The 19,368-nt window shown below is 42.8% G+C and carries 16 protein-coding genes and 1 pseudogene; 6 read left to right on the top strand and 11 right to left on the bottom strand.

Annotation, left to right across the window (positions count from 1 at the left end):
• Positions 1-126: 126 nt before the first annotated feature.
• The 3 genes and pseudogenes from cpdA to nudF all read right to left on the bottom strand — a co-directional run.
• Positions 127-690: pseudogene (gene cpdA, locus CTN07_RS16245) on the bottom strand (3',5'-cyclic-AMP phosphodiesterase); the annotation flags it as partial.
• Between the two features lie 35 nt (positions 691-725).
• Positions 726-1,157 carry a DUF1249 family protein gene (locus CTN07_RS16240; RefSeq protein ID WP_075985113.1) on the bottom strand — a complete coding sequence of 144 codons (432 nt, stop codon included), beginning with the start codon at positions 1,155-1,157 and terminating at the stop codon, positions 726-728.
• A gap of 28 nt (positions 1,158-1,185) precedes the next feature.
• The gene (nudF, locus tag CTN07_RS16235; RefSeq protein ID WP_232282465.1) at positions 1,186-1,809 is read right to left on the bottom strand and encodes an ADP-ribose diphosphatase; all 624 of its coding nucleotides are present in this window, start codon (positions 1,807-1,809) and stop codon (positions 1,186-1,188) included.
• A gap of 379 nt (positions 1,810-2,188) precedes the next feature.
• Between nudF and tolC the strand changes: the two genes are divergently transcribed.
• The gene (tolC, locus tag CTN07_RS16230; protein WP_005301388.1) at positions 2,189-3,493 is read left to right on the top strand and encodes an outer membrane channel protein TolC; all 1,305 of its coding nucleotides are present in this window, start codon (positions 2,189-2,191) and stop codon (positions 3,491-3,493) included.
• Between the two features lie 115 nt (positions 3,494-3,608).
• Here tolC and hldE read toward each other — a convergent pair whose 3' ends face one another.
• Together hldE and glnE are read right to left on the bottom strand one after the other, a co-directional pair.
• Positions 3,609-5,042, bottom strand: coding sequence for a bifunctional D-glycero-beta-D-manno-heptose-7-phosphate kinase/D-glycero-beta-D-manno-heptose 1-phosphate adenylyltransferase HldE (gene hldE / locus CTN07_RS16225; RefSeq protein ID WP_005301389.1), 1,434 nt, complete (start codon positions 5,040-5,042; stop codon positions 3,609-3,611).
• An 88-nt stretch (positions 5,043-5,130) separates the two neighbouring features.
• Positions 5,131-8,025: a bifunctional [glutamate--ammonia ligase]-adenylyl-L-tyrosine phosphorylase/[glutamate--ammonia-ligase] adenylyltransferase gene (gene glnE, locus CTN07_RS16220; RefSeq protein WP_005301390.1), complete on the bottom strand. Its 2,895-nt coding sequence runs from the start codon at positions 8,023-8,025 to the stop codon at positions 5,131-5,133.
• 177 nt (positions 8,026-8,202) lie between these two features.
• Here glnE and CTN07_RS16215 point away from each other — a divergent pair, with 177 nt between their 5' ends.
• Positions 8,203-8,997, top strand: coding sequence for an ion transporter (locus CTN07_RS16215; RefSeq protein ID WP_005301391.1), 795 nt, complete (start codon positions 8,203-8,205; stop codon positions 8,995-8,997).
• Between the two features lie 18 nt (positions 8,998-9,015).
• Here CTN07_RS16215 and CTN07_RS16210 read toward each other — a convergent pair whose 3' ends face one another.
• Positions 9,016-10,530: a CYTH and CHAD domain-containing protein gene (locus CTN07_RS16210; RefSeq protein ID WP_005301392.1), complete on the bottom strand. Its 1,515-nt coding sequence runs from the start codon at positions 10,528-10,530 to the stop codon at positions 9,016-9,018.
• Positions 10,531-10,714: 184 nt separating this feature from the next.
• Between CTN07_RS16210 and CTN07_RS16205 the strand changes: the two genes are divergently transcribed.
• The 3 genes from CTN07_RS16205 (at position 10,715) to CTN07_RS16195 (ending at position 13,462) form a co-directional block, all read left to right on the top strand.
• Positions 10,715-11,395, top strand: coding sequence for a TIGR00153 family protein (locus CTN07_RS16205; protein WP_036764444.1), 681 nt, complete (start codon positions 10,715-10,717; stop codon positions 11,393-11,395).
• Between the two features lie 32 nt (positions 11,396-11,427).
• Positions 11,428-12,696 carry an inorganic phosphate transporter gene (locus CTN07_RS16200; protein ID WP_005301394.1) on the top strand — a complete coding sequence of 423 codons (1,269 nt, stop codon included), beginning with the start codon at positions 11,428-11,430 and terminating at the stop codon, positions 12,694-12,696.
• 148 nt (positions 12,697-12,844) lie between these two features.
• Positions 12,845-13,462 carry a TIGR04211 family SH3 domain-containing protein gene (locus tag CTN07_RS16195; protein ID WP_036764446.1) on the top strand — a complete coding sequence of 206 codons (618 nt, stop codon included), beginning with the start codon at positions 12,845-12,847 and terminating at the stop codon, positions 13,460-13,462.
• A gap of 106 nt (positions 13,463-13,568) precedes the next feature.
• Here the strand turns inward: CTN07_RS16195 and CTN07_RS16190 are convergent, their stop codons facing one another.
• Together CTN07_RS16190 and CTN07_RS16185 are read right to left on the bottom strand one after the other, a co-directional pair.
• Positions 13,569-14,471 carry a general secretion pathway protein GspB gene (locus CTN07_RS16190; RefSeq protein ID WP_005301396.1) on the bottom strand — a complete coding sequence of 301 codons (903 nt, stop codon included), beginning with the start codon at positions 14,469-14,471 and terminating at the stop codon, positions 13,569-13,571.
• Positions 14,472-14,473: 2 nt separating this feature from the next.
• A complete protein-coding gene (locus tag CTN07_RS16185) occupies positions 14,474-16,117 on the bottom strand; it encodes an AAA family ATPase (RefSeq protein ID WP_005301398.1) in 1,644 nt (547 codons plus the stop codon).
• A 216-nt stretch (positions 16,118-16,333) separates the two neighbouring features.
• Here CTN07_RS16185 and CTN07_RS16180 point away from each other — a divergent pair, with 216 nt between their 5' ends.
• Complete coding sequence (locus CTN07_RS16180) at positions 16,334-17,566, top strand: multifunctional CCA addition/repair protein (protein WP_005301405.1); 1,233 nt, start codon at positions 16,334-16,336, stop codon at positions 17,564-17,566.
• Positions 17,567-17,611: 45 nt separating this feature from the next.
• Here CTN07_RS16180 and CTN07_RS16175 read toward each other — a convergent pair whose 3' ends face one another.
• From CTN07_RS16175 to folB, 3 genes are read right to left on the bottom strand one after another with little or no spacing between them, the layout of a single operon-like run.
• A complete protein-coding gene (locus CTN07_RS16175) occupies positions 17,612-18,415 on the bottom strand; it encodes an undecaprenyl-diphosphate phosphatase (protein ID WP_005301407.1) in 804 nt (267 codons plus the stop codon).
• 9 nt (positions 18,416-18,424) lie between these two features.
• Positions 18,425-18,919, bottom strand: coding sequence for a 2-amino-4-hydroxy-6-hydroxymethyldihydropteridine diphosphokinase (gene folK, locus CTN07_RS16170; protein ID WP_036764448.1), 495 nt, complete (start codon positions 18,917-18,919; stop codon positions 18,425-18,427).
• Entirely contained in the window at positions 18,916-19,275 is a 360-nt protein-coding gene (gene folB / locus CTN07_RS16165) for a dihydroneopterin aldolase (RefSeq protein WP_171027388.1), read from the bottom strand. The genes folK and folB overlap by 4 nt, the downstream gene beginning before the upstream one ends.
• Positions 19,276-19,368: the final 93 nt, after the last annotated feature.

Genomic DNA, 19,368 nt, shown 5'->3' with positions numbered 1-19,368 from the left:
AACCCAGTACCAGAAAAAAGCCGTGACTTCCCTACTCTATAACCAGTTTCTGAGCAAGATGAGCTACTTTAAAAAGAGACATTTTAATCTGGGAAAGAAAAAGGACATTTTAAATTGGGATAAACACACTTGCCAGAAATCATCTGCATTATGCAATTGATGTTGATCAAGCCATGCGCTACCAGCAGCTAGAGGATGATGATGCAACAATACTAAAGCATGGCGTTCGGAGTGAGCGGCTAATGCTCTGTCTAACATCTCCAATTGCTCAGCTCGCAACTCACCATGAGGTACACCGGGCACCTGACTATCAAGTAGAATCATTTGCCAATGTTCACCTAATAAGACCTGCTCACAAGGTTTAATTTGAGGAGAAGGCAGTACCGCTTTCATGCTTGGTTGATAATCGTGATTCCCAGGCAACCAAAAACAAGGTTGCTGCCAGCGTGCGATACCTTGGGCAAAATGCTGATAAGATTCTGTGCTGTGATCTTGGGAGATATCTCCCGTTGCAATAATAGCATCAAACGGGCGTGCTTGATGATCAATTGCCGCCAAGACGGCATGAAAACTGTCCTTGGTTGCAACGCCTAGCAGACTCCCCGCATCGTTAGCAAAAAGATGCGTATCTGTAATTTGAAGAAGAACCACACTATCTGATTGTCTAGGTGGTAGCGAATAGGTCAACAAAACGTCTAAAACCCTGTTTTCTTAAAATTATAAATTTAATATACCGATTGTTTTCTTAGGCCAAATCTTAAGCAGAGGCTTAACCAATCATGCAAGAAACGATTTACTTGATGTTTTTCATCTTGTTGTAACATGCGTAAATTGGGGTAATCATACCTTGGCTTGAAACGGGAAATCTGCTGTGCTGAACACACTTCTGCGACTCGAGCATCATGATAGAGCCTGATCACCATCTGAGTAATCAAATAATCTGCTATTAGAGCTCCCTCATCAACCCTTTCTAACGTGATAAGCGTGGTATATCGAGTCGATTCTAGAATTTTCAAGCGGTATTCATGCTCTTGTACCATATATACGGTTTCATCACCTACCGCATCATTTTTCGGTAATAATGGCAGCAACTTCGCATAATTGGTTTCATAAAGCCGCATTAATTGAGCTAAATCTACCGTATATTTTGTCTTCAATCGGTCCCCTTTGACCTTCTGTCTGCTTTTATTTCAATAACTGTAATTGCTGATAATTCAACTGTAGCCATTGTAACGCAATAATGGATGCGGCATTCTCAATTTTACCCGATTCTACCCATTGATAGGCTTGATTTCGGCTCACAACATGCACTCGGATATCTTCGCCTTCTTCTTCTAATCCATGAAGACCACTTGCTGTTTGACTATCCACCGTACCCACAAAAATATCCAACATTTCAGAACAGCCACCAGAGCTTGATAAGTAGCGAGTGACTTTTCTTAAGTCGCTAACATCAACGCCAGCTTCTTCCACCGCTTCTCGGACAACGACATCTTCAGGACTCTCATTAGACTCGATAATACCCGCCACTATCTCTAGTTGCCATGGTTGACACCCAGCAGCCATGGCTCCTACACGAAACTGTTCAATCAAAACCACTTGATCCGTTTTTGGATCATAAGGAAGCAGTGCTGCTGCATGGCCTCGCTCAAACATTTCTCGCTCGATAGGCAGGCTCCAACCACCAGCAAATAAGCGATGACGAAAGCGATACTTCACCATTTTAAAAAAGCCTTGATAGAGCGTATCAGAATTTAATACCTCTACATCATTATGGCCAAAAAGATGAATATCCGATTGTTTTTTCATTGAGTCGCACATTGCAATCATCCTTAACTCGCTGTCTTTATTGAAAATGGCGCATAAAAATCACCAACATTGTTCTTCAATAAATCTATATTCGTACTATCATTTCATTCATTAGGACGCTCAGCAATGATCAAATTCAACTTTTTTAATAATTATTACGTATATTTTTAAGTCTTTTTTTAAGCGTAAAGAATTAAAATAGAGTAACGCTGAATAAAACATCGTTGAAAAACCTGTTTTAGGATAAGATAGCGCTTAATATTATTCGTTATAATTAACGTAAATAAAGGTAAGGATCAGTTTCCAGCAAGGTTTTGTTGTGTACACTGATATCTTGCCCACGATTTTTTGTTTATCAGCAGGACCAGGAAAGGCATCCATGAAAAAATTGCTTCCGCTTTTTATTAGCGTTGCGTTTGGCGGTTTAAGCCAGTCAGCATTGGCTGATAACCTAGCCGAAATTTATCAACAAGCGAAACAAAATGATCCGCAACTACTGAAAGCGGCAGCCGATAAAGATGCTGCTTTTGAAGCGATCAATTCAGCTCGCAGTTCACTTCTACCACAAATCAATTTATCTGCAGGCTATAAAGGTAACTTTATGGATGCCGATACTCCAGCGGTAGATAACCACGGTTTCAATACCGGCTTACAGCTAAGTCAATCTATCTATAACCGTTCTAGCTGGGTGAACCTAGACATTTCAGAGCAACAGGCTCGTCAAAGTGATGCGGCTTACGCTGCAGCGCAACAAGCTCTGATCATGCGAGTATCAAAAGCATACTTTGATGTTCTTAAAGCACAAGATGATCTGACATTTGTACGAGCTGAAAAAGCAGCCGTAGGTCGTCAACTTGAGCAGATGAAACAGCGTTTTGATGTTGGTCTATCTGCAATTACTGACGTATATGACGCTCAAGCTCAATACGACAGCGTATTAGCAAGCGAAATCTTGAAAGAAAATGCGCTAACAAACAGTTACGAAGAGCTTCGTGAAATCACAGGCCAAGCGCACAAGAACCTTGATATTCTTGATACTAAGTCGTTCTCAGCAAGTAATCCTGGTAAGCCAGTGAATGACTTGGTGAAAGGCGCAGAAACAGAAAACTTGACCTTGCTAACTTACCGCATTGCTCAAGATGTGGCTCGCAATAAGATTTCACTAGCAGAATCCGGTCATCTACCAACCCTATCGTTTGATACTGGCTATAGCTACGATCAAACACGAATGGGTAACGATGACGGCTCTTTAACTGCAGGTGTAACAATGAACCTACCTGTTTATACCGGTGGTCGTACAACATCTGAAGTAAAACAAGCACAGTTTGCTTATGTTTCTGCCAGTGAGCAACTAGAGCAACAATACCGTAGCGTAGTAAAAGATGTTCGTGCTTATTACAACAACATCAACTCATCAATTGCTTCCTTGCGTGCTTACCAACAATCTGTGGTATCGGCAAAATCAGCATTAGAAGCAACAGAAGCGGGCTTTGATGTTGGTACTCGTACCATTGTTGACGTACTGAACTCAACCCAGAGTTTGTACAATGCTAACAGTCAATTAGCCGATGCTCGTTATAACTATATTCTGAGCCAACTTCAGCTAAAACAAGCTGTTGGTACACTAAGCGAGCAAGATATCCTAGATATTAACCAAGGCTTAAAAGCGGTAGCGAAAAAATAATATCGTTTAACTTAGACGCTGATTAATACGCTAGAAATAAAAATGCCACTTTCATTGAAGTGGCATTTTTGTATTCCATATCAGTGTGACTTATCGCAACTTAAGCTATTGTAGCTTAACCTCGACCACCACGAATGGCATTAATGATTTCCGTGGTTGAGCAACCATCTTCAAAGTTCAAGACTTTCACTTCGCCACCAGCGGCAATCACTTCTTTTCCGCCTGCTATTTCTTCAGGCTTATAGTCGCCACCTTTAACTAGTAACGTTGGAAGAACTTCACTGATTAATCGCTGAGGAGTCTCTTCACTAAAAGGAACAACCCAATCAACGGCACCTAGACCTGCGAGTACTGCCATACGACGATCTTCTGGATTCACAGGGCGTCCAGGGCCTTTTAACGCTTGTACTGACGCATCTGAATTCACCGCAACGATTAAGCGATCACCCAGTTTTGCCGCTTCATTCAAGTAAGCTACATGGCCTGCGTGCAAAATATCAAAGCAGCCATTGGTCATCACTACTTTTTCACCACGAGCGCGAGCCGCAGCAACAGCCGCTTTTAATTGGCTTTCTGTTACTACACCAAATCCACTGTCTTGGCTGCCGTGAATAGCATTGGTTAGCTCAATCGTAGATAACGTTGATGTGCCAAGTTTACCAACAACAACACCAGCGGCAGCATTGGCTAATTTACAAGAATCAGCCAACGATTTACCCGCTGATAGAGAGGCTGCCAGCACAGAAATAACGGTATCACCCGCGCCTGTCACATCATAAACTTCTTGAGCTTGCGTCGGCATGTGCAGTGGCTCTTGCCCCTTCTGCAACAGTGTCATGCCATGTTCAGAACGAGTCACTAACAGAGCTTCTAGCTCAAATCGTTCAATCAACTCAAGGCCTTTAGTGACCAACTCATCATCACTTTGTGTTTTACCCACTACCGCTTCAAATTCAGATAAATTTGGTGTTAATAGTGTCGCACCACGATAACGTTCAAAATCCGTCCCTTTAGGATCTACCAACACTGCAACACCAGCCTGGCGAGCGCGTTGAATCATAGTCTGAACATGCTCTAGTGCACCTTTCGCATAATCAGAGAAAATAACCGTTTTCACGCCTTGCGCTAGCGCATGATCTAAATGGGTTAGTAACGCCGTTGGCTCAACACCGTGAAAGCTCTCTTCAAAATCTAAACGCAGTAATTGTTGACCACGACTCATGACTCGCAACTTAGTAATCGTTGGGTGAGAAGCAACTTCTGCAAACTGGCATTCAACGTTAAGAGAAGTCAGTTTCTGCGTTAAAAACTGTGCAGACTCATCAGCACCAGTAAAACCGATCAGATTAACCTGACCACCTAAAGCAGCAATATTCATCGCAACGTTAGCGGCACCGCCAGGACGATCTTCAATTTGGTCCACTTTTACAATAGGAACCGGTGCTTCAGGTGAAATACGCCCCGTAGGTCCATACCAATAACGATCAAGCATAATATCGCCTAATACTACTACATTAGCTTGTTCGTAATTAGGAAGCGTCAATTTCATGGTTTTCTCCACAATGATGATTACAGCTAAATACTAACATAAAGCCTTTTTTTCTTTCACTAACCGTCTGTTAATTTCGCTTTTTACTTTACTTAAAAACCACAGAGTCAGTATCAATTTCAATGCCAAGCCATTGCGACCAAGCTTGCTCAACCCATTGGCGCTGCTCGGCAAATAATGTTGGCTCACAATAAGCCGATTGTTCTTGCAAGCTCAGACGATGAATAGCATCTCGCATTTCACAATAAGCTTGAGTCAGTTGTTGCCCTTGAGGATAAGAGATCACATCACATTGACTCAGGATATCGAAAATACGAACATTATCAGACCATCGCGTAATCGCTTTATATTCACTGGCATACGCTAATACCAAATATTGAGCTAAAAACTCGATATCCGTAATACCACCGATATCTTGCTTTAAACCAAACTTACCCGGTTGTTTATGGCCTAAATGAGCTCGCATCTTCAATCTCATTTCTACCACTTGGTGACGAAGGGTTACTTTATCTCGCTCTTGAGCTAAAACCTGCTGCCGAATCGCAGTAAATTCTTGCTGCAACGCTGGGTCCCCATAGACCATTCGAGCTCGCACTAATGCTTGATGCTCCCATGTCCACGCCTCTTGCTGCTGGTATTGCGCAAAAGCATCAATGGTACTAACCAATAACCCAGAAGCCCCTGATGGTCGCAGTCTCATATCGACCTCATACAACACGCCAGATGCGGTACGAGTTGAAAACAGATGAATAATACGTTGCGCTAATCGAAGATAAAATTGACGGCCATCGATCTCTTTCTTGCCATTGGTGTATACATTACTCGGACAGTCATGGAGAAAAACCAGATCCAGATCCGAACCATAACCGAGCTCAATACCGCCAAGTTTACCGTAAGCTACCACCGCAAATCCTCGCCCTTCACGTTCCAGTAAATGGGTTGGCTCACCATACTTTTCTTTCATCTGGAACCAAGCTTGATTAACCACAGCACCAATAATCGCTTGAGCTAAATACGTCAGATGATCACTAACCTTCATAACAGGCAGTGCCCCAGCGATATCAGCCGCTGCAATCCTTAATAGCTGAGTCTGCTTAAATTGACGAATGGCTTCCATCTGCTGCTCCATATCCTCTTCTGGAATACGGGCGAGATACTCACGTAATTCATCTTGGTATCCATCAATTGGAGTGGGATGGTACAGATGTTGTGGATCGAGTAATTCATCTAGCAAAATAGGATATTGAGCTAACTGTTCTGCCACCATTGGACTCGCAGAACATAAGCGAACCAGCTGCTCTAATGCGCCATGATGCTCACTTAATAGTTCAAGATAAGTCGTGCGTGTTGCTATGCGAACAATAAGCTTAGTAATACGAGATAATACGGACGCCGCATCAGGTCGAGTAACAATATGGCTAAGTACCATTGGCATCAGCTTAGCCAGTACCTCTCGACCTCTTGGGCCTAAGGTTCGTTTAGAGAGCTCTTGCTTCATTGACGATAAAATCGATGTTTGGGAATCGACCTCAGGAGCCTCAAGTTCTGTTAAGATGGTTCGAACAACATCTTCCTTTTTCACCATCGCCCACAATTCTTGGTATTCACTAGCACAATCTACGGTTTCTTGTTCGTCTTCACCACCAATGAGCAAACCAAAGATTTGATGAATACGAACCATGTGTTCGCTGATAGCCTGTTGCAACAATGACCATGACTCATATCCCATCGCATACGCCAATCGCTCTTGATCTAGCGGCTTATCTGGCAAGGTTTGCGTCTGTTTATCATCAATTGCTTGTAATAAATTTTCGAGTCGACGTAAAAAAACATAGCCATTTTTTAAGGTAAGTGAATCCTCACTATCTAATAGATGAAGTTCTTCAATCGCAGCAAGTGTTTCCAATAAGCCTCGACCACGTAAACTCGGTTCTCGTCCACCTCGAATAAGTTGGAAAGATTGGGCGATAAACTCAACTTCTCGAATCCCTCCTGCACCTAACTTAATATTGTTGGTCAACCCTCGGCGTCGAACCTCACTACCAATCATTGCTTTCATTCGACGCAAAGATTGCACCGCACTAAAATCGATATAGCGACGAAACACAAAAGGACGCAGCATTTGTCGTAACGTTTGATACTGTTCAAAGCGCTCTTTACCCATAACTCGCGCTTTGATCATGGCATAGCGTTCCCAATCTCGCCCTTGCTCTTGGTAATAATCTTCTAAAGCGGCATAACTCATTACCAAAGGGCCACTCTCACCAAAAGGGCGCAACCGCATATCAACTCGGTAACAGAAACCATCAAATGTAACCTGATCTAACGCTTTAATCAGACGTTGGCCTAATCGAGTAAAAAACTGGGCATTAGCAATACTTCGGCGAGCGCCTTGGGTTTCCCCGTTTTCAGGGTAAGTGAAGATTAGATCAATATCGGATGAGAAATTAAGCTCACCGCCACCCAATTTGCCCATACCTAGGATCAGCATAGGTTGTGGTTCACCATGTTCATTAACGGGAGTTCCCCACTCTTGGCAACATTGCTGATATAACCATTGATACGCTTCCATAATCATGGCTTCGGCAAGTAAAGATAAATGGGAAAGGCACTCATCTAGAGGAGTCTGCTGGGTAAAATCACGCCAAGCAATCCACACCATCTCTTGGCGACGAAACTGACGTAAAATTCTCATCACATTATTCTCATTATGCGCTTGGGCCAGTTGTTGCTGTAACTGAGATCGATACTCTTGACTACGACTCTGGTCATCTTTGTGCTGATGAACCCAATGTAACAACCCTTCATTACGGCTTAAGGATTGAAAAATGAAGTCACTTAAACCCACGACCGTTTGTAATTGCTCCTGTTCTATTTCAGACCATAACTGTAGAGCTTTAGGGTGAGATTGAGCCATTGTTTGCCAAGCTTTATCACAAGCTTGTTCAAGATAAGTCATTGAAGGGATAGAGACCGACGCCATGTTACCAATCCTTGAGCGCAAAATAAGTCTCACTACCTTAGCAATAAAAAAAACACTCAACCAGTGTTTACACGCAAAGAGATAACAGTGTTAACGGTGACTTAGTGCCAGATAAAGAAATATGGCATAGTAGGCATCGTAAAGACCGACCCACATGCTCAGTAAGAAAGGCCTACAATGAAATACCGACCACAGCATCAACATGATCTTCATCCCATGAGCTTGATGGCCTTTGTTCTGTCTTTGATCTCATTAGCTCTGGTCACCAGTATGTTGTTTATTCCCAAACAAGACTCGGTTTACCTGATTTTTTTAGGCGTTGATACTTTCATTTGTCTGCTGTTTTGGTGCCAATTGTTAACTGACTTTATTCGCAGTGAAGAGAAAACAAATTATCTAAAACGGCACTGGCCTGATTTTATGGCGAGTATACCCGTTATCGAGCCCTTCCGTTTTGCTCGTTTAGTTCAAGTGTTTCGAGTGGTACGCCTACTCCGCTCCAGTAAACACATCATGCAACAGTTACAAGAAAATCGCCGTGAAGCCACCATTGCCACCATCTGCTTACTGTTAACGGTACTTATTACGATAGGATCATCTTTCATTTTATTGATTGAAGCAAAAGACCCGAATGCCAATATTCATTCTGCTAGTGACGCCTTATGGTGGGTAATTGTGACTATTTCAACCGTCGGTTATGGTGATCACTACCCAGTAACTACGTTAGGTAAAGTATTGGGTACTATGGTGATTGTTTGTGGTGTGGGTGTATTTGGTATGATTTCGGGTTTAGTTAGCTCCATTATTACCGACCCGCAGCATCAAAAAGAACAACAAGAAAAAGAGCATCGGCAAGAATGGCGCCAAATGCTGGCCAATCAACAAGCGCTATTACAACGACTGGAACGAATTGAAAAACGTATGGCCGAGCAGGAAGAAAGTGATAAAAAAAATGCCCCAGATAATCTCTGAGGCACTTTCAAGCAGAATTTACGGCCAGTATGGTGTTAACTCAATACCCATCTGGCGGGTCTGATCCATGGCGTGTAATAACGATTCATCTTTGCGCTCTAACCATTTTTCAATCTGTTGCAGATCGTCATCACTAAACTGAGGACAAATCTGACGAATAGGTTCTAGCTCCCGAAGATCTTCAACACCTTGCAATAAATCTAACCAAGGTAGACGGAAGTTGTTTCGACGCTCTTCATCATACAAGTTAGCGAAACAGACCCCACTCATTAGATTGCGTAATAAACGTGGCTGCTGATCCAGATAATCTAAACGAGATAATTGACGTTCTAAGGGAAAAACATCTTGTAACTCTTGCCATGAGCGAGTTAAGAAACCATCGGAGAACGTTTTAGCTGAACTTGCTAATTTTTCCCGCGATTTATCATCTAAAAATGGCTGCCAAGCGTGGCTTAAGATCCAGCTACTTAAATTCAATAATAGACCACAGTAACGTCCAGATTGCAGTAAACGTAACATATCATCACGTTCAGGCAGTTCATCGTAACGAGCTTCCAGTAATTGCATTATCTGCTTGCGAGCATTAAGTTTCTTTAACTGGTAGCCTCGTTCAGAGAGCAAGTCTTGAATATTTTCAGCTTCTTCAACCCAGTCTAACTCCCCTTCCAGCCACTGCAATTCTTGACGTAGCAAGGCACTTGCCCGACGAGGGATCATGCTACCAAACACCACTAAAATTTGGCGTAACAAACTGATAGCTTGCGTAATCTGAATTAATGCGGCCTGCTCTTGGCGCTCAACATAGATTTGTTCGTGGTAAAGCCAATGCTCTAATGCATGTTCAAGAGAACGAACAAAAACCTGTTCTACTGACTCATTGTTAGAAGCTGGAACCAAACCCAAGGCTTTAACTTCGTCGCCAGTATAGTCGGTCGCTAAACGATAACCACGAGCCGCTTTACTTAGATTGCCTAAACGCATTCCACCTTGAGCACACAATTCACGAGCTAAGGTAAATAAAGCGTCGGTTTGGCCCGATTTTAGTTCAAGTTCAACTTCACAAATTGGCTCACTTTTGCCATTAGCACTCACTTGTCCTTGGTCAAAAGCCACCTCTATTTGACTACCATCAGCCATAGCGACAAGCCATTGCTGACGTTCAAAGTCGGTAGAGAACAGAGGGCATAATTGCTGCTGTAGTGCCGCTATATCTAATCCTTCAGGCCAAGCATCTTGAGGATGAAGGGATAAATCAGGTTCTTGACCTGTAATTTCGACATTGTACTCAGGACGTTGATGAAGTCCTGCGACAACCCTTCCTGCAGTTTTTAACGTCTGAACAAACACATCATCAAAACGACGAACGCGCAAACCAATATCATGTTGGCGCAATTGCTGATCAGGGGTATCAAAGTAAACGTTACCTAATAAGCGGCTACTTTGTTGCAGAATTTTCATCTCAGAAATTTTGGTTAATAGCTGAGTTGAAAACTCCGGAAAAACAAAAAACTTCAGTTCTATCTCGGTTTCCATAGTTATACCTATAAACAGTGGCAAACCAAGGATATTTGCTATTTCTTCATAGGGCAAGCCCGAAATATCGACAAAACCTTGATCGAAATTAGTTCCACTATACTCATATATACGTTAACATGCGCGCCTCAATGACCATCGCTCAAGAAATAGCCTTGTTGGGCTCTCTTTAGGTTGATCGGCTATGCCAGTAAATACAATTATGGGGTTATTTGCAAAGTCCCCGATAAAACCACTGCAACGTCACGTGACTCGCGTCAATGAATGTTGTGATTTGCTAGTACCATTCTTTGAAGCATGTCATGCAGGAGAATGGGATCAGGCAACGACCTTACGTGAACAAATCTCGCAGCTTGAAAAAGATGCGGATGTGTTGAAGCGTGAGATCCGTCTGAAACTTCCTCGTGGCCTATTTATGCCAGTAGATCGTACTGACATGTTAGGTCTGTTAACTCAACAGGATAAGTTAGCTAACCTGTCTAAAGATATCGCTGGTCGAGTCTTAGGCCGTAAGCTACAAATCCCTGAAATAATGTATCCTGACTTTCTTGCTTATGTTCGCCGTTGTTTAGACGCTGCGGATCAGGCTCGTCGTGTTATTAACGAGCTAGACGAACTGCTTGAAACGGGATTCAAAGGTAGGGAAGTGACGCTTGTTGCTGAAATGATTAATCAGCTAGATGTTATCGAAGACGATACCGATTCTATGCAGATTAAATTGCGTCAACAACTTATGTCCATCGAAGACCAACACAGCCCGGTGGATGTCATGTTCCTATACAAAATTCTCGAGTGGGTTGGCGGTATCGCTGATCAGGCACAACGTGTCGGCTCACGACTAGAAATCATGCTATCGCGATCTTAATAGCGAGAATTTAACAAAAACAAGGTTTTACAATGGAAATCCTGGCTAACTACGGCTCTCTGATTATCGGAGTGGCGGCTATCTTTGGTCTTTTAATGGCAATCGGTATTGGCGCGAATGACGTTGCTAATGCTATGGGTACTTCTGTAGGTTCGAAAGCACTTACCGTTAAGCAAGCTATCATCATTGCAATGATTTTTGAGTTTGCAGGTGCTTACCTCGCAGGTGGTGAAGTTACCGATACTATCCGTAAGGGTGTGATCGAAACTTCTCTCTATGCTCACCAACCAGAAATACTTGTTTACGGTATGATGTCTGCTCTTCTTGCAGCAGGTACATGGCTGTTGGTTGCTTCTTATATGGGCTGGCCTGTATCTACTACTCACTCAATTATCGGTGCTATCATCGGTTTCGCTTGTGTGTCTGTAGGTACCGATGCAGTGGATTGGCACTCAATCCAAGGTATCGTGGGTAGCTGGTTAATCACCCCACTGATTGCAGGTATTTTTGCCTATTTCATTTTTATCAGTGCACAACGCCTGATTTTTGATACTGACAAGCCTCTAGTCAATGCGAAGCGTTTCGTTCCTGTTTATATGTTTATCACTGCGATGGTCATTGCGCTGGTAACAATCAAGAAAGGTCTGAAACACGTAGGTCTTCATCTAACAAATGGTGAAGCTTGGGTAGCATCGCTAGTCGTTTCTCTGCTTGTTATGGTATTCGGTTACTTCTACATTCAACGTAAATATAAAGACAACGACAACGTAGTGAGCTCTAACGGCTACGCTGGCGTAGAAAGTGTATTTAGCGTATTGATGGTAGTAACAGCGTGTGCAATGGCATTTGCTCATGGTTCTAACGATGTTGCAAATGCGATCGGTCCTCTGTCTGCAATCGTATCAACGGTTCAACATGGCGGCCAAATTGCTGATAAAGCTGAAATTGCATGGTGGATTCTTCCTCTAGGCGGCATTGGTATCGTTGTGGGTCTAGCAACTCTAGGTCACAAAGTAATGGCTACCGTAGGTACTGGCATTACCGAACTAACACCTAGTCGTGGTTTTGCAGCTCAGCTAGCAACTGCGTCTACTGTTGTTCTTGCATCCGGTACAGGTTTACCTATTTCAACTACGCAAACACTTGTTGGCGCAGTATTAGGTGTAGGCTTTGCTCGTGGTATTGCAGCACTTAACCTTGGTGTTGTGCGTAATATCGTTGCATCATGGGTTGTAACACTGCCAGCAGGCGCTCTGCTTGCTGTTGTGTTCTACTACGTTATGCGAGCTGTATTCGGCTAATAGCGAAAGATTTTGTTGAAGGGAGGCTTTGCCTCCCTTTTTTTTTGCGATTCTTTGACCAGTTTTACCAATCCCTAACTTGCACCTGCCCCGCAAACTTCTTAGTATGTCACCCCAGAATGAAGGCTCCCCCTCAAGGATTCAGATTGTGAAGCATCTAATTAGTTTACTGCTATTTGTTTGCGCTGTTGTTACCACATCAGCACAAGCAGAAGCGACCCGTTATATCTCAGATAACCTGTTTACTTATATGCATACAGGCCCAAGTAATCAATACCGTATTATGGGCAGTATTGATGCAGGTTCAAAAGTGGTATTACTCGATACCAATAAGAGCTCAGGCTTTAGCCGTGTTAAAGATGACAAAGGCCGTACAGGTTGGGTAAACAGCGACTTTATCTCAACTCAAATGGGCTTAAAAGAGCGCGTTCCAGCTCTTGAGCAAGAGTTAGCAGAAGTTAAAACAAAACTGGCAGAATCTATCACTTCAAACGATAGCCGTAATGCTGGAATGAAAACTACGTTAGATCAACGTAACCAACAGATCACAGAGCTTGAAGATCGCAACAGTAAACTCAATGAGCAACTGTCGACAGCACAAACAGAAATCCGCGAACTACGAGCTAAAATTGATACGCAAAAAGATGACCTACTAATGCGTTGGTTCATGTATGGCGGTATGGTTGCAGGCGTTGGTTTACTACTTGGTTTAGTGTTACCTCATATTATCCCACGCCGCCGTAAGCGTCATAACGGCTGGGCATAAACCAATAGACAAACATTAAATAAATTGAAAGGCCGCAATCTGAACTGCGGCCTTTTTTGTTTGTTACCAGAATGAGCTTTTCTTTACTTCAATTCAAGTGTTATCACTACCATTCTGATAACGAAGGCATTGCAATATCATAACCATCAAAACCTAAGATAACATCTCGTTGCTCAATCTTCTTCAACACAACACCCGATGCGATCGTATCCCCTTCATGCCGTTCTTGGCCATTAACTTTGACCCAGCGATTTTGTGGCTTAGAAGAATAAATATGCTGCTGAAAATTCATTGAAGGGAGTTTGTTTTGAACAGTAACGGGCAAATCAGCAATAGGAATAGCCTTATGCTTGGCGATCTTGACTTGTTCATCCCCAGTTCTATCAAGCTCTTTATCACTAAAAGTCTGGCCATCTGTAGCAGCAATAGCCGATTTCAACTGCTGTGCTAATTTAGGATCAACCCCAGAAAAATCCAAATTATCTAACTGATATGGATCTTGTGGTGCTGTTTTAACTGGCTCTGATGAGTGAGAGTCATAATCTGTCGTAGCACTTTCACCATAATTACCCGCATACATCGCAGGCTCTGCTGGCGCGGAGACTTCCGCTGGAGGTGCATAGTAATCACTATTACCTTGCGGTAGCGGCTCAGTTGTCAAAACTGGATAAGATAGAAATTCTATATCCTTATTGACTCTTACAGGCGCGTTTTTAGGCTTTGTAACCACAGCCACTTCTGAAAGTGTTGATATCTCCTCATGAGAGGTACTCGAAGATGCTGGTGATACCGAAGCCGTCACTGTATGACTTTGCTGGGCATACAACTTGTACCCGACAACACACGTAGCGGGCACAACAGCAATAAGCAGAGGAACCAACCAAGAGTTTTTCGCTTTGTGTTGCTCTTTAATCGTCTTCATCGGATGAATAATTGGACTAACAGAGGCATTGGCATGGTTTTGTCGTTCTTTTTCCGACGCTTTAATGGCAGTAAGAATATTAGACATAATCACACACCTTCAGGTTGTAATGTTGGACCAGGCAGGCTTAATGCAGAATCAAGGACCATTAAAGTTTGTTTACCCGCTATACCATCAGCATTGAGCGATTGTGAACGTTGGAATCGACGCAGTTTATCCACTAACCCTTGATCAAAATAATTTTGGTTCGTTTGAGGTTCACCTAAAAAAGTATTGAGCTGTTGGTTTAACCAAGCAACACGAGGGCCCTGCTGGCCATATCGAATGCTGGCATCATCACCGAATGGAGGGCGCCATAGTAACTGATAGTTACCATCCCAACGTTGCTCAAACCAAGAGGGGGTAACCGCAATACGTTCATGACCCAATAATAACTGCACTTGATTATGAGTCACCGCATATAGCACAGCGTAAAAATCATGATGATGAGCATCTTGCAACTTTACGATCACTGGACGATTGATCATAGCAAGTGATGTCAGAGAGCCTTTACCTGAATAACAAGTTAAGTGTACTCGGCTACTTGTCGCGCACGTAGCCTGATTTAAAGCGGAATCAAAACCCCATAACTGATATAAGGTCTGCATCGCTTGACGTTGTTGGTAACTCGCTTTTATAGCCGTATCTAAGCGTTGTTCACTCGAAAGTTCTTGCGCACTCTCTTTTGCCATAGGCCCTAATTGAGTATCCGTTGTTACCACTTTTGCTGCTGTTGTCGCGGTTTGCACACCTAATGGCAACGACAAATGCTCTGTAGCAAGCCATGCTCCCGCAGCCAATCCACCACCTAATAGCGACAGTAGAAGCCACCGTGACCAATTAAAGGTTTGTTTCGAGGATTCTATCTGACCTCGATTGATAGGAACTTGCCAACTTAAAACATCTTCACACGCTTGCTCTGCTATCGCTTTAGTAACCTGATGAACCCCTTGATGATGAGCCAATTGCATCGACTTATCACAAATTAGATTAATTAGGCGGGGAATACATTGGGTTTCTTTTGCTATATATCGAATCACACCATCGTCAAAAACATCATAATGACACCCAACTGAGCGCAGACGATAACGAATGTATTCCCCCACTTCCTCAACGGTTAAAGGCAATAAATGGTAACGAGAAGTAATACGTTGAGCTAATTGTCGTAAACGTTCTTGTTGCAATAACTGTTGCAGTTCCGGCTGACCAATCAACACCACTTTTAACAACTTGCGGCTGTCAGTTTCTAAATTGGTTAGTAAACGTAATTGTTCAAGTACTTCCGGCATCAAATGTTGCGCTTCATCAACTAACAATAGTGTTTGTTTACCTTCACTATGGTTAGCTAACAAATGCTGATGCAATAAATCTGATAGCTGCTTTAAACTCGCACTATCGGTATAACTTAACGCAAATTCATCACAAATAGCCGCCAACAGCTCATGAGCCGATAGCGCCGGATTTAATATCACTGCAACTTGGGTCTCTTGTGATAATCGGGCAATCATAGCTCGAAGGACGGTTGTTTTTCCGGTTCCGACTTCTCCGGTTAATAGCCCAAAACCACCGCCATCAGTGACACCAAATAGCATATGGGTTAAAGCTTCTCGATGGCGCTCGCTTAAAAATAGAAAACGCGCACTGGGCACGATAGAAAAAGGCGCTTCAGAGATCCCGAAGAAATCCTTGTACATGAAATATCTCGTCTCTTAGTAGAATGCAAAATTGGACTGTAACTCTAACAACTGGTTCATCACTATTTATGAAATAACCATGTATCAAATGTTATAGCCGATGATATCGGTTGGTTTATCATCCAGAGTTGAACCGATTATTGTATACTGAAGTCATGATTATCGGTGATGCTTACTGTCACAATGTTATCTTAACCGCAATATTAGGAGCTTTGGGTGCAAGTTTATTTAGTCGGAGGTGCTGTTCGAGATGCACTGCTTCAATTACCAATTGTAGATAAAGACTGGGTGGTTGTTGGTTCTACACCAGAACAGATGCTTGCTCAAGGGTTTGAGCAAGTCGGTACTGATTTTCCTGTTTTCTTGCACCCAAAAACCAAGCAAGAGCATGCACTGGCAAGAACAGAACGCAAGTCAGGCCGAGGTTACACTGGATTTATTTGTGATTTCACACCAGATGTTACTCTAGAGCAAGACTTGATTCGCCGCGATCTCACCATTAATGCTATTGCACAAGCGAAAGATGGCACTCTTATTGATCCTTATGGTGGTCAACAGGATCTTGAACATCGCATTCTTCGCCATGTTTCTCCCGCTTTTGTTGAAGATCCCTTAAGAGTTTTACGTGTTGCTCGTTTTGCCGCTCGCTTTGCTCATATGGGGTTTACCGTTGCCGCGGAAACAATGGCACTGATGCAGGAGATGGTGATATCAGGAGAGCTTGCAGCGCTAACGCCAGAGCGGGTTTGGAAAGAGTGGGAAAAATCATTAAGTAGCCAAAATCCAGAAATATTTCTAACGGTATTAAGACAGTGTGGCGCATTACAAGTAGTGATGCCTGAAATTGATGCCCTCTTTGGTATTCCACAACCAGAAAAATGGCATCCAGAAATTGACTGTGGCATTCACACACTCTTAGTTGCGAAACAAGCGGCACAGCTAAGCCAAGATAAAACAATTCGTTTTGCCGCCCAACTTCACGACTTAGGAAAAGCACTATCTCCAGTCGAGGATTTACCTCATCATAAAACCCACTGTCTCGATGGTCTCAAACCTATAAAGGCACTTTGTCAGCGATTACGAGTTCCCAATGATTACCGTGATTGCGCCTTGATGGTTTGCGCACAACATACAAAGGTACATCATGCCTTTGAAATGAAAGCGAGCACTTTTGTTAAAATCTTTGATCAAATTGATGCTTGGCGAAAACCTGAAAGAATTTCTCAGCTAGCGATCTGTTGTAGAGCAGATGCACGAGGCCGAACAGGACATGAAGAGGATGCTTACCTACAGGCTGATATCTTAGAGCAGACATTTTTGGCAGCTCAAGGCGTGGAAGTTAAACCTATCGTGGCAGAGGGCTATAAGGGCATAGAGATAAAAGAGCAACTGGCACTAAGACGAATTGATGCTGTTGCCTTAACATTAACAGCATTGCGCTCAAACTAAGCCTGAAACAACAGAGCCCAAGCAATAAACTTGGGCTCCGATAACTTACTTAGATAACAAAAAGGCAATCAAGCCAATACCGAGTAATAAGCGATAAATTACAAATGGTGTCATACCAAGGCGAGTAACCAGCTTCAAGAAGACATGAATACATGCGTAAGCACTAACAAAAGAGACTGAAATACCAATTCCTAATGCACCTAAATCAACAGGTTGACCACTAGTTACCAGTTTAAGCCCCAGATAACCGCCAGCCAGTAAAATAATTGGAATCGACATTAAAAATGAAAAACGTGCTGCCGCTTCACGTGTAAAACCTAAATACAAGGCAGCAGTCATTGTAGCACCAGAGCGAGAAGTACCAGGAATCATCGCCATTGCTTGAGATAAACCAATAAACAGAGATTGTTTCCAACCAGCACTGTATTCATCTTTGTTTAACGCTGAGTGCTTATCTACCCACCATAACAACAAACCAAAAATAACCGTAGTACAGGCGATAACCCAAGCTGAACGTAAATACAGCTCAATAATATCTTTCATAAACAGACCAAAGATACAGGCGGGGATCGTTGCGATCACAATCATCCATGCCAGTTTGGATTCTTTATTATGCTGCTGTTTAAAAATAGAGTTTAACCAAGCGGAAAGAAGACTCACCACTTCTTTTCTAAAATACAGAATCACAGCGGCTAAAGTACCTACGTGTACTGCAACATCAAACGCCAAACCTTGATCAGGCCAGCCCAAGACTTCGGAAGGCAAAATTAAGTGAGCGGAGCTCGAAATAGGAAGAAACTCAGTTAACCCTTGAATAAGGGCCAGCATAAAAGCTTCAAAGTGACTCATTTATTGTCCTTAATAACTATCGGTGGCCAATGTAATTGGCTGTAATTGTTGTTGAAATTGGATCTCGCGATAAAGTTCAGCAATAGAGCGCCCATCATTTGGCACCACAAGTTCTGGGGCCAATTCGTACATTGGCCACAATACAAAGGCAAACTTATACAGATCATCACGCGGCAACTGAGGATCTCGTTCTCGAATCTCATTGCCAAATAGCAAAATATCCAGATCTAAGGTGCGATCTTGATTCTTTTTTGCATCAATCGGACGACCGTATTTGATCTCCAGCGCTTTAAGTGAACTTTGTAGAATATCAACGGAAGATGACGTTTTTATTTCAACCACACAGTTATAAAAACTGTCACCATCAAATCCCACAGGTTCAGCTTGGAATATACGAGATACTCGCAGTTGACCGTGAGATAGCAACCTAAGCTCCTTGAGTGCCATTACTAGGTGATATTCGGGCTCAATGTTACTACCAATACTGATGTAACAGGTGTTCACTTACAGCCTCGTTCAATCACAACACCAACACTTCGAGCATTAGCGACTGCGCCCGGTTTTGCCACTCGAATTCGAAGCCAAGGAACTTGAAACTGAGTCATAATAAGATCAGCCACTTCTTCAGCTACTCGTTCAACCAATAAAAATGGCTGTGAACTTACAAAATCGGTCACAGCTTGACTTACCGCAGCATAATCGAGGGCTAACATAACATCATCTTGTAATGCAGCAGGTCGATTGTCGTGTGCCATTTCTAAATCCAGCACAAGTTTTTGTTTTATTTCTTGTTCCCAGTCATAAACACCGATAGAGGCAATAACTTCAAGTTGTTCGATAAATACAAGATCCATTTTCAATCGCTAATTTTGTGAGAGGTCGGATACCTAATTTGAGCAAAAGTGCGTATTATCAGGTTGTTTTCGCTTATTTTACTTTAACGTGTTATAAGT

Origin of the sequence: Photobacterium damselae (assembly GCF_003026815.1) — a bacterium.
GTDB lineage: Bacteria > Pseudomonadota > Gammaproteobacteria > Enterobacterales > Vibrionaceae > Photobacterium > Photobacterium damselae.
Note: the sequence above shows the minus strand (reverse complement) of the source record. Positions and strands in the feature narration are given on the sequence as shown.